Source organism: Mycobacterium sp. DHQP2018-32-09, from assembly GCF_058148405.1.
On the sequence record NZ_JBYVYK010000016.1, the window covers coordinates 38225 to 52293 of the forward strand.

Here is a 14069-nt window from a genome sequence, read left to right on the forward strand (position 1 = left end):
CGCGTCGTCATGTGACGGTCATCGGCCCCTCGTGCGGAACAGGCCCCGCCGGGGAGTCGGTGCGGCGGCACGATCGTGGCCGTCGCACCATTGGTCGCGCGGTACGGCGCGTCTGACCGCCTCGACGTGCCTGCCGCAGCCCGCCCAGGTCGTCTCGTGGCATGTCGTGCACGTCACGGGATGGCACATGTCGCAGCCCCTTCCTCCGGCGGTGGTCGCAGCGGGCGAAGCCAACCCTCGACCATCACGCCAGGTATACCATACCCCCTAGGGTATGCGCAGGGACGTCTGGCACTGCCGTGAGAACCGCCGCGGACCGCGTGGCGATGCCCACGGCGGGGGCGGAGGGTGGCTCACCGGTCGCGGCCGGCGACCGTGATCGATTGCCGGGCAGCGGTCGTGGGCCACGACCGGCGGGGCGCGACGGCGTACCGGCGGCCCGTCAGCCGACCGCGGTGGGCTCGGGCTTCGCGTCGCTGTCGGCAGGTGGCTCGTCGAGCGCTGGCCGGGTCTCGGGTACGGCGACGACCAGCAGCGCCAGGGCGAGTGTGGCGATCCCCGTCAAGGCCCACATGGCCGCGCCGTAGCCGGCCGCTGCGTCGATGGCCCCGGCGAGCGTCGGGCTCAGTGCGCCGCCGATGCCCTGCACCATGGTGGCCGCACCGAAGGCGACGTTGTATCGGCCGCTGCCCTGGGTGAGGTCGGCCACCATGATGGCGAACAAGGCGCCCTGCAGACCGGCGCCCACGCCGTCGAGGGCCTGCACGGCGATCACCTCGCCCGGGTACTGCGCCAGGATGAACAGCACTCCGCGAAGCGGCAGCACGGCAAAGGCCAACACCATCAGCGGCTTTCGGCCCCATCGGTCACCGCGCCTGGAGACCACCATGGCCATGGGGATCATCACGAGCTGGGCCACGATGATCAGTGCCGCCTGGTAGAGCGCACCGTCGTGCACGTCGCCCACGGCGAGCTTCTGGCCGGTGATGGGCAGCATCGCTCCGTTGGCCAACTGCCAGAGCCCCACCACGGCGGCCAGCATCAGCAGCGGCCGATTGCGCAGCAGCACGGTGAATCCCGATGGCTTGTCGTCGCCGTCGCCGTCGCCGTCGTCGTCTCGCCTCGGCTTCATGCCGCGTGCCACGTCGTGATCGATGAGCCGGGGTTTGATCAGCAGCGTCGCCAGGACCACGAAGATGCCGAACAGGCTGGCCAGCCAAAATCCCATCCGCAAGCTGATCAGGTAGCCGGCCAGCCCGGCCACCGCCGAACCCATGACGTTGCCGGCGTGGTTGAACGCCTGCATGCGCCCCGTCTGCGCGGCGTAACGCTGCGGGCCGACCATGCCCAGCGCCATGGCCGCGATGACCGGACCCAGCACGACGCCGGCGACTCCGGTGACGAGTTGCGCCGCGGTCACCACCGCGAAGGTGGGGGCAAGCGTGACGATGAACGTGCCGAACGACGTCAGCGCTGCCGCGGCGGCGAGCAGGGCGCGCTTGTGCATGGTGGCGTCGATGAGGGCACCTGCGGGCGCGTTCAGCAGCAACCCCACCGCACCGCCCAGGGTGAGGATCAGGCCGATGTTCGCCGGATTCCACGTCTCCTTGTTGATCAGGTAGACGCCGAGGAACGGTCCGAGGCCCGCTTGGACGTCGGCGAGGAAGAAGTTGACGCCGTCCAATGCCCACAGCGAACGCTTGAGCCCTGCCGAGTCAGGGGCGCTCACCGTGGACGACACGCACGGAAGGTTCACCGTGTGAAGTGTCGCCAATCCCGACGATGCCGTGAGTGTCCTGTGGATTTTCCTGCCGAAATGCTGTGGCCGTGCGCTGGTCGGGCCTTCAGGTTCGTTTCACGGGGCACCCCTACGCTGTCGGTTCGAGCGTTGCGAGAGGAGGTGCGGCATGAGCGACGTCGCTCGGCGGGGTGGGGAAATGGCCCCGGCCAAGAAGGCTCCCGCGAAGAAGGCTCCCGCGAAGAAGGCTCCGGCCAAGAAGGCTCCGGCCAAGAAGGCGTCGGCGAAGAAGGCGGCGGCGAAGAAGGCTCCCGCGAAGAAGGCTCCCGCGAAGAAGGCTCCCGCGCAGAAGGCCCCGGCCAAGAAGGCGGCGGCGAGGAAGGCCCCCGCGAAGAAGGCGGCCAAGAAGGCGGCCAAGAAGGCCGCGCCGCAGAAGGCCCGCACGGCCACGTCGGCGCCGACGGCGGAGTCTCCGCCGACGATGTCCCTGCCGGAACTCCCTGCGCCACCGCAGGATCCACTACGGGTGCTCGGGATGACGGCACCGTACTCGGCGGCCGACCTGCGGCGGGCCTGGCGGACGTACGCGGCCCGGCACCATCCCGACAAGGGTGGTGACCCGACGACCTTCGCCCGCGGCCGGCGAGCCTACGACGAGCTGGGCGGCGCCGGTTCCGACTGAGCGACGGGGGCGGCCTTCCCCTCAGCGGAGCAGGAACGTATCGACGAGCACGTAGGCGGCCACCGCGAAGACCAGGTAGGCGAACCAGCGTTGCAGGCGGGCGGTGTCCACTCGGCTGCCGACGTGCCCGGCGACCAGTGAACTCACCATCGCCGCAGCGACGAATGCGATGGTGACGTGCCAGTCGATGCTGATGGCCTGTAGGTGCGTGACGACGCCTGCCGCGGAATTGACCGCGACGATCAGCAGTGACGTGCCGACGGCCGTCACCATGTCGACGCCCAGCAGAACCACCAGCGCGGGGACGACGAGGAAGCCGCCCCCCACGCCGAACAGGCCGGTGAGCACGCCCACGAACGCGCCCGCGGCGACGGACCGGGGCACGCATCGGCGCCAGTTCACCCGGCCGCCGTCGACGGCGCAGGCGGTACCGGTGGCGCCCCGATCGGCCAGCAGCCGGACGCCGGCAGCCACCATCACGGCCGCGAAGCCGGCGAGCAGCGCCGACTGCGGCAGCTGACGGCTGATGGCGCTGCCGACGACGGTGGCCGGGATGCCCGCCGCGGCGAACACCGCCGCGACGCGCCACCGCACCCGGCCGGCGCGGATCTTGGGGAGCACTCCCACCGCCGAGGCGGCCGCTACGACGATGAGCGACGTCGGGATGGCCCGTTCGACGTCGAGGCCGACGCCGTAGACCAGTGCCGGGACGGCGAGGATCGAGCCCCCGCCGCCGAGCAGCCCCAGCAGGACGCCGATCAGTGCGCCGAGAGCCAGGCTCATCGGGATGGCCACGCCGTCTTCCCCTCCCTCGGGTCAGACGCCTGCGAGGGCGTCGACTCACGCGCGGTGGCCGCCGACGAGGTCGGCGAGATGGTCCCCGACGTCACGCCGGGGATCGACCACGATCGCGTGGCCGGTCTCTCGTCCGCGATCAGGTAGGACGCGTGGGACAGGCGTTCCACGTAGTACTGCTTGAGGATCATCGACGGTGTCCCTTCGTGTTCGAGGGCGCCGCGGGGTGTGACACGCGACGGGTTCACCATACCCCTAGGGGTATCATACCGGGCAATGTTGGATACCCCACAGGGTATCTTGGGAATCTCGGTGCCACGACGGAGGTCGTGTCCACCGTGACGGATACCCCCGCGGGTACCGTCGTGACATCGGCAACGAAGGGAAGACAGCCATGGTCGGCGATCCGGAAGCCATCGACGCGGTGCTGAAGCGACTGCGGCGTGCGCAAGGCCAACTGGCGGGCGTGATCTCGATGATCGAACAGGGCCGCGAGTGCAAGGACGTCGTCACCCAATTGGCCGCCGTCTCCCGCGCGCTCGACCGGGCGGGCTTCAAGATCGTTGCCACCGGGCTGCGGGAGTGCCTGACCGGGACGGACGACGGCAACGAGAGGCCCATGACCGAGGCCGAGCTGGAGAAGCTGTTCCTCGCCCTGGCATGAGCGCTCGGCAGTCGGCGCAGTCCCGCCGTCGTGAGGCCGGCGGTGTCGTAGGTTGGGCACGATGCGCATCGCGGTGGTCGAGGACGACGACGGCGTCGGCGAGGCCCTGGTCGACGCGCTGACCGAGGTCGGTCACGCACCCGTGCGCATGCGCCGCGGCGCCGACCTGCTGTTGGGCCACCGCGACGTCGACCTGGTACTGCTCGACCTCGGATTGCCCGACGCCGACGGCATGACCGTGCTGCGCCAGCTGCGCGCCGTCACCCAGATCCCGGTGGTGGTCCTCACCGCCCGCGACGACGAACGCTCGGTGGTGCGAGCCTTGCGAGGCGGCGCCGACGACTACGTCGTCAAACCCGCACGCCTCAACGAGCTGCGGGCACGCATCGAGGTCGCGGGCCGACGCCGGTCGCCGGTGGGGGAGCGTGAACCGGCCACGGTCGTGTTCGGCGACGTCGTCGTCGATCTCGACGCGCGGCGTCTCGAGGTCGGCGGAGCCGAGGTCGCGTTGTCTCCCAAGGAGTTCGACGTCCTGGCCTACCTGGCGTCACGGTCGGGGGAGGCGGTGAGCCGGCAGCAGCTGATGGATGCGATCTGGGGCGACGCCTACGTGGCCATCTCGCGTAGCCTCGACGTGCACATGACCTCGCTGCGGGCCAAGCTGGCCAGGCCCGACGTCATCGTCACCATCCGCGGCTACGGCTACCGCTGGGGATCCTGACGTGTGGCGGCGGGTGCTCCTGGTCCTGATCGCGTACTCGACGGTCGTGGTGGCGATCCTGTCGGTCCCGCTGGCGGCCACGCTGGGACGCGAACGGTTGCAACGGTTCAGCGAGAACCGGACCGCGGCCGCGGCGTACTTCGCCAACCTGGCGGGCCGCGAGGACGGCCTGCACGGGGTGGAGTTACGGCAGGCGCTCGACCGCTACGTCGCGCTCTACGACGAACCGGTGGCGGTGTTCGGCAGCGACGGCGCGGTCGTGGCGTCGGCAGGCGGGGCCACCACGGCGCCCAACGTGGTGGCCGGGGCCACCACCGCGCCCAACGTGGTGGCCGGGGCCACCACCGCGCCCAACGTGGTGGCCGGGGCCACCACCGCCCCCAACGTGGTGGCCGCCGCCTCCGAGGCGCTGCGCAATCAGCGCACCGGCATGCCGGACGCGGTGACGCCATGGTCGCCCGACCATGTCTTGATCGCGGTGCCCATCGGTACCGGAACCCAGGTCGACGGCGCGGTGGTCCTGACCGCCTCGCTGGCGGCTGCCAAGGCCGACGTGACCCGGGCGTGGGCGCTGATCGCCGCGGGTGCGGTCACGCTGCTGGCCGTCGCCTCGCTGATCGCCGTCGCGCTGTCGCGCTGGACCGTGCGCCCGCTCACCGAGTTGGCCGAGCGCGCCTCGTCGCTGGGCAGGCGGGTGCTGACGTCGGCGGCCATCGAGCAAGGTGAGCGCACCCGCCCGGTCGACGGATATACCGGCCCGCACGAGGTGCGCCGGCTGGCGGCCGTCTTCGACGCCATGTCCCAGGACGTGGAGGCCGCTGCCCTCGCCCAGCGCAGGCTCATCGCCGATTCGGCGCACGCGTTGCGAAACCCGCTCGCGGCATTGCGCATTCGGCTCGACACGCTGGGAATGGCGCTTCCGACGTCGGCGGTCGCGGCGCATCGCAAGGTGGCAGGTGAGGTCGACCGACTGGAGGGCATCGTCGCCGATCTGTTGGCACTGGCGGTGGCCGAGGCGCCACCGGAGGGCGGCCCCGAGGGCGCGTGCGCCGACGTCTCGGCCGTCGTCGTCGAACGCGCTGACTTCTGGTCGGCCGCGATCGCCGAGGCAGGCATGCAGATGACCGTCGTGACCGCCGGACCGGTGCAGGCCGCGATCGGCGCGAGCGACCTCGCTCGAATCCTCGACGTCGCGCTGAGCAACGCCGTGACACACGCGGGCAGCGGGGCCCACGTCGAGGTGGGGGCGCGAGCCGAGGGGCGGCACGTCCACGTCTGGGTGCGCGACGACGGCCGCGGCGTATCCGAGCAGGACGCACCGGTGATCACGAGGCGTTTCTTCCGCGCCGCCGACGCGGTGGGGCAGGGCAGCGGGTTGGGGTTGTCGATCGCCACGGCACTGGCCGAGCGGGCCGGCGGGGCGTTGCGGGTGGACTCCGGGGCGGGCCGAGGCCTGGCCGTCGAGGTTCGGCTGGCCGGCCCGTCGTCCTAGGCCCGTCGTCCGAGGCCCGTCGTCCGAGGCCCGTCGTCCGAGGCCCGTTGTCCGGGGTCCGTTGTCCTGGCCCGTCGTCCTAAGGAACTGTTAGGGATGGCGCGTTGGTCTTGGCCACGCTCGTGACAGCCTTCACAGTGAGAACCCGACGGCGCGGTCGACCACCCGGACGCACGGCCACGGCCCGCCGCGGACGAGGAGGGAGCAGCCATGACCAGTTCGGCCACCAGGGGTCCAGTCGGCGGCAAGCCGGCCGGGGAGGTGTCATCGGCGGCGGCGACGCGGCGGGCCGTGCTCAACACGCTGCGCGGATCGTCGGGCAACCTCGTCGAGTGGTACGACGTCTACGTCTACACCGTGTTCGCCACGTATTTCGAGAGCCAGTTCTTCGACTCGGCGGACAAGAACTCCACGATCTACGTGTATGCGATCTTCGCGGTCACGTTCGTCATGCGCCCGGTGGGCTCGTGGTTCTTCGGGCGGTTCGCCGACCGGCGGGGCCGGCGTGCCGCGCTGACGTTCAGCGTGTCGCTGATGGCCGCGTGCTCCCTGGTGATCGCGGTGACGCCCGGCCGCGAGAGCATCGGCGTGTGGGCCGCGGTGATCCTGGTCCTGTGCCGCCTGGTGCAAGGCTTCGCCACCGGCGGCGAGTACGGGGCGTCGGCGACCTACATGTCGGAGGCGGCGACCCGGGAACGGCGCGGCTTCTTCTCGTCGTTCCAGTACGTCACCCTCGTCGGTGGCCACGTGCTGGCCCAGTTGACCCTGCTGGTCATGCAGACGTTCCTCGACCGCGAGCAGATCCAGGAGTTCGGCTGGCGCATCGCCTTCCTCATCGGCGGCGTCGCGGCCGTGGTGGTGTTCTGGTTGCGCCGCAGCATGGACGAGTCGCTGACGCCCGAGCAACTCGAGGCGGTGCGCCGCGGTGAGGACACGGGTTCCGGCTCGATGCGCGAGTTGCTCACCCGGCATTGGCGCGCGCTGCTGACGTGTTTCCTGGTGACCATGGGCGGCACCATCGCGTTCTACACCTACAGCGTCAACGCGCCTGCGATGGTCAAGTCCACCTACGAGGACCACGGCATGACGGCCACGTGGATCAACCTGATCGGGTTGACGTTCCTGATGGTGATCCAGCCGATCGGCGGGTTGATCAGCGACAAGGTGGGTCGCAAGCCGGTGCTGCTGTTCTTCGGCGTCGGGGCGGTGATCTACACCTACGTGCTCATCACCTATCTGCCGCGGACGACGTCGGTGGCCGCGTCGCTGACCCTGGTGTGCGTCGGTTACGTCATCCTGACCGGTTACACGTCGATCAACGCGATCGTCAAGGCCGAACTGTTCCCGTCGCACGTGCGCGCGCTGGGCGTCGGTCTGGGCTACGCGCTGGCCAACTCGGCCTTCGGCGGTACCGCGCCGCTGATCTACCAGGCGGCCAAGAGCGGCGGCCACGTGCCGTGGTTCATCGGCTACGTCACGGTCGTGGTCGCGGTGTCGCTGTTCGTCTACGCCTTCATGCTGAAGAACAGGTCCGAGACCGCGCTCGATCGCGAACAGGGCCGCGCGTTCGTGTGACGTCGGCGCGCGTCACCCCCGTGCTCGGCACGCACCCATCGGCGACGATCGATCGCCGGGCGGTGCTGCGGGGCATCGGGGCGCTGGTCCCCGTGGCGCTGCTGTCGACGGCGACCGCGTGTCACGGCGGCGGTGGTGGGGCGGTGCGTCTGGCAGCGGGTGAGCCCGGGGGATTCTTCTGGGAGTTCTCCGGCCTGCTGGCGGCGGCCGCGAATCGATCCGGCAGCGTCCGCATCGAGCCGCAGCAGACCGGCGGTTCCGCCGACAACGTGGCGGCGCTGCGCGAGGGCCGGGCCGATCTGGCGATGAGCCTCGGCGACACCGCCGCCGCCGACGGCGCCGTCGATCTGACCGCCGTGGGACGGGTGTACGAGAACTACTTTCAGGTTGCGGTGCGCGACGATTCGCCGATCTCGACGCTGGCGGACCTACGCGGCCGACGCGTGAGCGTGGGAGCGCCCGGATCCGGCGCCACCACGCTCTCGCAGCGGGTGTTGGCGGCCGCGGGCATCGCGGGCCCGGCGGGCGTCCGCGAGGTCGTGCAGTCGATGCGCGCCGCCGCGGCGGCGCTCGGCGCACGGGAGGTGGACGCGGCGATGTGGGCCGGCGGCCTGCCCACACCCGCCTTCCGCGACGTCTCGACGGGCATCCGGCTGCTCGACCTGACCGCCGTCGTCGCGGAGTTGCAGCAGACCTACGGCACGGTCTACGAGCCGGTGTCGGTCCCCGCCGACGTCTACGGGCGCCACCCGGCCGTGACCACCGTCGGCGTGGCCAACCTGCTGCTGGCCCGACACGACGTCGACGACGGCGTGGTGGCCGCCGTCGTCGACCTGCTGCTGGATCAGTCGTCGGCGCTGGTTCCCGAGCAGGCCGTGGGCAGCCAGTTCCTGGATGCCCAATCGCTGATCCAGACCGGTGCCGTCGCACTGCACCCGGGCGCTGCGGCGGAGTATCGGCGCAGGCACGGCTGACGATCGGGGCACCGTCAGTGCCGCAATCGCAGCCAGGGTTGGCGCAGCGCCTGCTCGCGGCGCATCGCCTCGGCGCTCGTGATCTCGGCAAGGCGTTGCAGCAGTTGATCCTTGGTGAGGCCGAACTCGATCAGCACCTCGTCGGCGGGTGGTCCGCCGTAGGGTGCCCAACTGCGCACGAACGCCAGGATGTCACGGCTGAACCGGTCTGCGACGCCGCCGTCCGACACGTCAGCGTCCGCCCTTCTTCTTGTTGTAGACGTCGAAGCCGACGGCGGCGAGCAGGACCAACCCCTTGATCAGTTGTTGGACGTCGCTGCCGATGCCGATCAACGACATGCCGTTGTTCAGCACGCCGAGGACGAAACCGCCGATGACGGCGCCGAACACGGTGCCGACGCCGCCGTTGGCGGAGGCGCCGCCGATGAACGCAGCGGCGATGGCCTCCAGTTCCATCCCGATGCCGGCCTGTGGCGTCGCGGAATTGAGCCGGGCCGCGAACAACAGCCCCGCCAGCGCCGAGAGCAGCCCCATGTTGACGAAGACCAGGAACGTCACCCGCTTGGTCTTGACCCCGGACAGGCGTGCGGCCGCGACGTTGCCGCCCACGGCGTATACCTGGCGACCGAACACGGTGGAGCGCATGACGAAGGCATAGACCACGAACGCCAACGCCAGGATGATGCCCACCACCGGAACCCCGCGGTAACTGGCCAGCAGCAAGGTGAACGCTGCGAGGGCGGCGGCGATGGCCGTGCACTTGGCGGCGAACCAGCCGACGGGCAGCACGTCGAAGCCGTAGCGGGAGCGTGCCCGCCGTTGCCGCACCTGCTGACCGATGGCGGCCACGATGACGACGGCGCCCAGGATGACCGTGGGCCAGTGGTAGAGGCTGCCTGCGCCCAGCTCGGGCAGGAAGCCGCTGCTGACCTGGCCGAAGCTGCGGGGGAACGGCGCGATGGACTGCCCTTCCAACAGGTACTGCGTGGCGCCGCGGAAGACCAGCATGCCCGCCAGCGTGACGATGAAGGACGGGATGCCGACGTAGGCGATCCAAAACCCTTGCCAGGCACCGATGGCGGCGCCCAGGAGCAGGCAGATCGTCACGGCCACCGGCCAGGGCACGGAGTGGTGCACCATGAGGACGGCCGACGTCGCGCCGATGAATCCGGCGATCGAGCCCACCGACAGATCGATGTGCCCGGAGATGATGACGATGACCATCCCGATCGCCAGGATGAGGATGTAGCCGTTCTGCTGGACGATGTTGGTGACGTTGAGCGGCTTGAGCAGGATGCCGTCGGTGAGCAGCGAGAACAACACCACGATGAGGGCCAGGGCCACCACCATGCCGTACTGCCGGAAGTTGCCCCGGACGGCGGTCACGAGCCGTGCCATGGGCGACTCGGGGGGTCGTGGCGTCTCGGGTGACGTCGACGACGTCGCCACGGTCGTGGTCATGCGGTTCGTCCCTTCATCATGTAGCGCATCAACGTCTCCTGCGTCGCGTCCGCACGGGCCACCTCGCCGGTGAGTCTGCCCTCGTTCATGGTGTAGATGCGGTCGCACAGCCCGATCAACTCTGGCAGCTCGGATGAGATCACCAGCACGGACTTACCCTGCGCGGCAAGCGAATCGATGATGGTGTAGATCTCGTACTTGGCCCCGACGTCGATGCCGCGGGTGGGCTCGTCGAGGATGAGGACGTCCGGGTCGGCGAAGATCCACTTGCTCAGCACCACCTTCTGCTGGTTGCCGCCCGACAGGTTGCCGGTGGTGGCCTGGACCGACGACGCCTTGATGTGCATGTCGGTGCGGAAGCGTTCGGCGACCACGGTCTCGACGTGTTCGTCGATGATGGCGAGCCTGCTCACCTTCTTCAGTGACGCCAGCGTGATGCTGCGCGCGATGTCGTCGGAGAGGTTCAGGCCGAAGTGCTTTCGGTCCTCGGTGGCGTAGGCGATGCGGTGCGAGATGGCCTCGGGGACCGAACGCGTCCGGATCTGTCGGCCGTCCTTGTAGACGGTGCCGCCCGCCGCCTTGCCGTAGCTGCGCCCGAAGACGCTCATCGCCAGCTCGGTCCGCCCGGCTCCCATGAGCCCCGCCAGGCCCACCACCTCACCGCGCCGCACCGTCAGCGAGACGTCGTCGACGACCTTGCGCTGCTGGTCCAGCGGATGGAACACCGTCCAGTTCTCGATGGCGAAGCCGACGTCGCCGATGGGGTGCGGCGTTCGCTCCGGGAAGCGATCGGTCATGTCCCGCCCCACCATGCCGCGGATGACGTGTTCTTCGGTGACGTCCGGCTCCACGGCCAGGGTCTCGATCGTCTGGCCGTCGCGCAGGATGGTGATGGCATCGGCGACGTGCATCACCTCGTTGAGCTTGTGCGAGATGATGATGCACGTCAGCCCTTGATCGCGGAGTTCACCGATGAGGTCCAGCAGATGTCTGCTGTCCTCGTCGTTGAGCGCTGCGGTGGGTTCGTCGAGGATGAGCAGCCGTACCTCCCTGGACAGGGCCTTGGCGATCTCGACGAGCTGCTGCTTGCCCACCCCGATGTCCGAGATCCGGGTGTCGGGACTCTCGCGCAGACCCACGCGGTCGAGCAGGCGTCGGGCGTGGGTGGTGGTCTCGTGCCAGCTGATCACCCCGGCCGACGCGTGTTCGTTGCCCAGGAAGATGTTCTCGGCGATGGACAGGACGGGGATGAGCGCCAGCTCCTGGTGGATGATGCCGATGCCGCGGTGCTCGCTGGCACGGATGTCCTTGAAACGTGCCGGCTCGCCGTCGAACACGATGTCACCGGAGTAGCTGCCGTACGGATGGATTCCGCTGAGCACCTTCATCAGCGTCGACTTGCCTGCGCCGTTCTCGCCGCAGATCGCGTGGATCTCGCCACGACGCACGGTGAGGTTGACGTTGCTCAACGCGGTGACACCGCCGAATCGCTTGGTGATGTCGCGCATCTCGAGCAGCGCCGCGCCGGAGCTGCCCATCAGGCGAGCTGTTCGGGGGTGTAGTAGCCCGACCCGACGAGCACCTTCTCGTAGTTGCTCTTGTCGACGCTCACCGGTTCGAGCAGGTGTGCCGGCACCACCTTCACCCCGTTGTCGTAGGTGGTGGTGTCGTTGACCTCCGGCGTGCCGCCGGTGAGCAGCGAATCAGCCATCTGGACAGCAGCTTTGGCCAGCTCGCGGGTGTCCTTGAAGACCGTCTGGGTCTGTTCTCCCGCGATGATCGACTTGACCGAGGCCAACTCGGCGTCCTGCCCGGTCACGATGGGCAGGGGATTGGTGGGCGTGCCGTAACCGGCGCTCTTGAGCGCGGAGATGATCCCCAGGGACATCCCGTCGTAGGGCGACAGCACGGCGTCGACTCGGCCGCTGGTGTAGGCCCTGCTGAGCAGGTTGTCCATGCGAGACTGCGCGAGGCCGCCGTCCCAGCGCAGCGTGGCCACCTGGTCGAAGGAGGTCTGGCCGCTCTTGACCACCAACTTCCCGCTGTCGAGGTAGGGCTTCAGGACGCTCATCGCGCCGTCGAAGAAGAACGTGGCGTTGTTGTCGTCCGGGGATCCGGCGAAGAGTTCGATGGTGAACGGCCCCGGTTGCTGGGGCAGGCCCAGCTTGTCGACGATGTAGGTGGCCTGCAGCACGCCGACCTTGAAGTTGTCGAACGTCGCGTAGTAGTCCACGTTCTGCGAGCCGCGGATCAGTCGGTCGTAGCTGACGACGGGGATGTGGGCATCTGCGGCCCGTTGCAGCGTGTCGGTCAGCGACGACCCGTCGATCGGGGCGACCACCAACACCTTGACGCCCTTGGTGATCATGTTCTCGATCTGGGAGACCTGGTTTTGCACCACGTCGTCGCCGTACTGCAGATCGGTGTCGTAGCCGAGTTCCTGGAACTGGCGTGCCATGTTGTCGCCGTCTGCCACCCAGCGTTCCGAGGACTTGGTCGGCATCGCGATGCCGACCGTCCCGGTGCGTTGCCCACCGCCGTCGGTGGCCTCGGTCGTGGTCGAGCGGCCGCAGCCGACGCACGTGATCGCGGCGATCGTCGCGAGTACGCCGACGGCTCGAACGAAGCTCTTGCGCATGGTGATCCTTAGGTTGGGATGGCTCGTCAGCGTGTCGCCGGCGGCGCCGGCGCCCACGTGATGTGAGCGTTCACAAGGGGGATCTTGTGACGGCGGTCACGCGTTTGTCAAGACGTTCCGAGATTGGATGTGAGCGTTAACAAAATCGTTGACACCTCGGTGATGTGAGCGTTAACATCGCCGTGGATGTAACGCCGGTCACACATCGGCCCGTGCGCTCGGACCCGCCGTCTTCCCCACGGTGGCATCGGATCCGGCCGTCATTTCCCCTGTTCACGAGACAACCCCCGGTTCACGAGACAACCCCGTGTTCACGAGACAAGGTCGAAGGAGTTCGTCGTGCGAAGGTTCCTCACCGCGATGCTCGGCGTCGCAACGGTCGGCGTGCTGGCGGCGTGTGGCAGCGGCCCGGCACCGGGGGGCGCCCCGGGTGGCGGAGGCGGGGACGGGCAACTCACCATGGGCTTCTCCCAGGTGGGTGCCGAGAGTGGCTGGCGCACCGCCAACACCGCCTCCATCCAGGACGCGGCCGCGGCCGCCGGCATCGACCTCAAGTTCTCCGACGCCAACGGCGAGCAGGAGAACCAGATCTCGGCGATCCGCTCGTTCGTGCAGCAGCGCGTCGACGTGATCGCATTCAGCCCCGTCGTCCGCACGGGTTGGGACGCCGTCTTGTTGGAGGCCAAGAACGCCGGCATCCCGGTGATCCTCACCGACCGTGCCGTCGACACCAGCGAACCCGACGTCTTCACGACGTTCCTCGGCGCCGACTTCGTCCGCGAGGGAACGTGGGCGGGGGACTGGGCGGTCAAGCAGTTCGCGTCGGCCCCCGGCCCGGTGAACATCGTGCAACTGGAGGGCACCACGGGTTCCGATCCTGCGCTGGAGCGCAGCAAGGGCTTCTCCGAGGCCATCGCCAAGGACCCCAAGCTCACCGTGATCGCCTCGCAGACCGGCGACTTCACCCGGTCCGGCGGCAAGCAGGTGATGGAGGCATTCCTCAAGGCGCACCCGAAGATCGACCTGGTCTTCGCACAGAACGACGACATGGCCCTCGGTGCCATGGAAGCCATCGAGGCCGCAGGCAAGCGACCCGGACAGGACGTCGAGATCGTCGCGATCGACGCGACGCACGACGGCCTGCAGGCCCTCGCCGACGGCAAGTTCAACTTCGTCGTCGAATGCAATCCGCTCCTGGGGCCGCAGCTGATGGACTTGGCGAAGAAGGTGGTTGCGGGCCAACCGGTCCCGCCGCGCGTCGTGACCGACGACCTGACCTTCGATCAGCAGCAGGCTGCCGCCGCCCTGCCGGATCGCAAGTACTGAACC

14 protein-coding genes are annotated in these 14069 nt (G+C 69.1%); 7 read left to right on the forward strand and 7 right to left on the reverse strand.

All coding sequences use genetic code 11. From position 1 onward, the window contains the following. Positions 1–18: 18 nt before the first annotated feature. Together AC30CM_RS10135 and AC30CM_RS10140 are read right to left on the reverse strand one after the other, a co-directional pair. Positions 19–189 carry a DUF8730 family Cys-rich protein gene (locus AC30CM_RS10135; RefSeq protein ID WP_490116730.1) on the reverse strand — a complete coding sequence of 57 codons (171 nt, stop codon included), beginning with the start codon at positions 187–189 and terminating at the stop codon, positions 19–21. 253 nt (positions 190–442) lie between these two features. Beyond that, positions 443–1756, reverse strand: a complete 1314-nt coding sequence (locus AC30CM_RS10140; protein ID WP_490116731.1) for an MFS transporter — start codon at positions 1754–1756, stop codon at positions 443–445. A gap of 151 nt (positions 1757–1907) precedes the next feature. Here AC30CM_RS10140 and AC30CM_RS10145 point away from each other — a divergent pair, with 151 nt between their 5' ends. Then, the gene (locus tag AC30CM_RS10145) at positions 1908–2420 is read left to right on the forward strand and encodes a histone H1-like repetitive region-containing protein (protein ID WP_490116732.1); all 513 of its coding nucleotides are present in this window, start codon (positions 1908–1910) and stop codon (positions 2418–2420) included. 21 nt (positions 2421–2441) lie between these two features. Here the strand turns inward: AC30CM_RS10145 and AC30CM_RS10150 are convergent, their stop codons facing one another. Then, positions 2442–3203, reverse strand: coding sequence for a sulfite exporter TauE/SafE family protein (locus AC30CM_RS10150; RefSeq protein WP_490116788.1), 762 nt, complete (start codon positions 3201–3203; stop codon positions 2442–2444). A gap of 406 nt (positions 3204–3609) precedes the next feature. Here AC30CM_RS10150 and AC30CM_RS10155 point away from each other — a divergent pair, with 406 nt between their 5' ends. From AC30CM_RS10155 to AC30CM_RS10175, 5 genes are all read left to right on the forward strand, one after another. Next, positions 3610–3879 (forward strand): metal-sensitive transcriptional regulator, encoded by a 270-nt coding sequence (locus tag AC30CM_RS10155; RefSeq protein WP_490116733.1) that lies wholly within the window; start codon positions 3610–3612, stop codon positions 3877–3879. A gap of 61 nt (positions 3880–3940) precedes the next feature. Continuing rightward, positions 3941–4600, forward strand: a complete 660-nt coding sequence (locus AC30CM_RS10160; RefSeq protein WP_490116734.1) for a response regulator transcription factor — start codon at positions 3941–3943, stop codon at positions 4598–4600. A 1-nt stretch (position 4601) separates the two neighbouring features. Continuing rightward, complete coding sequence (locus AC30CM_RS10165; RefSeq protein WP_490116735.1) at positions 4602–6092, forward strand: sensor histidine kinase; 1491 nt, start codon at positions 4602–4604, stop codon at positions 6090–6092. 210 nt (positions 6093–6302) lie between these two features. Then, a complete protein-coding gene (locus AC30CM_RS10170) occupies positions 6303–7667 on the forward strand; it encodes an MFS transporter (protein ID WP_490116736.1) in 1365 nt (454 codons plus the stop codon). Further along, positions 7664–8641 (forward strand): TAXI family TRAP transporter solute-binding subunit, encoded by a 978-nt coding sequence (locus tag AC30CM_RS10175; RefSeq protein WP_490116737.1) that lies wholly within the window; start codon positions 7664–7666, stop codon positions 8639–8641. Before AC30CM_RS10170 ends, AC30CM_RS10175 begins: the two co-directional genes overlap by 4 nt. A gap of 14 nt (positions 8642–8655) precedes the next feature. Here AC30CM_RS10175 and AC30CM_RS10180 read toward each other — a convergent pair whose 3' ends face one another. The 4 genes from AC30CM_RS10180 to chvE are packed head-to-tail and all read right to left on the reverse strand — an operon-like array spanning position 8656 to position 12740. Further along, entirely contained in the window at positions 8656–8871 is a 216-nt protein-coding gene (locus AC30CM_RS10180) for a hypothetical protein (RefSeq protein WP_490116738.1), read from the reverse strand. A 1-nt stretch (position 8872) separates the two neighbouring features. Then, positions 8873–10102, reverse strand: a complete 1230-nt coding sequence (gene mmsB, locus AC30CM_RS10185; RefSeq protein ID WP_490116739.1) for a multiple monosaccharide ABC transporter permease — start codon at positions 10100–10102, stop codon at positions 8873–8875. Beyond that, positions 10099–11640 (reverse strand): multiple monosaccharide ABC transporter ATP-binding protein, encoded by a 1542-nt coding sequence (gene mmsA / locus AC30CM_RS10190; RefSeq protein ID WP_490116740.1) that lies wholly within the window; start codon positions 11638–11640, stop codon positions 10099–10101. The genes mmsB and mmsA overlap by 4 nt, the downstream gene beginning before the upstream one ends. Then, positions 11640–12740 (reverse strand): multiple monosaccharide ABC transporter substrate-binding protein, encoded by a 1101-nt coding sequence (chvE, locus tag AC30CM_RS10195; protein WP_490116741.1) that lies wholly within the window; start codon positions 12738–12740, stop codon positions 11640–11642. Before chvE ends, mmsA begins: the two co-directional genes overlap by 1 nt. 339 nt (positions 12741–13079) lie before the next feature. Between chvE and AC30CM_RS10200 the strand changes: the two genes are divergently transcribed. Then, complete coding sequence (locus AC30CM_RS10200; protein ID WP_490116742.1) at positions 13080–14066, forward strand: ABC transporter substrate-binding protein; 987 nt, start codon at positions 13080–13082, stop codon at positions 14064–14066. Positions 14067–14069 lie beyond the last annotated feature (3 nt).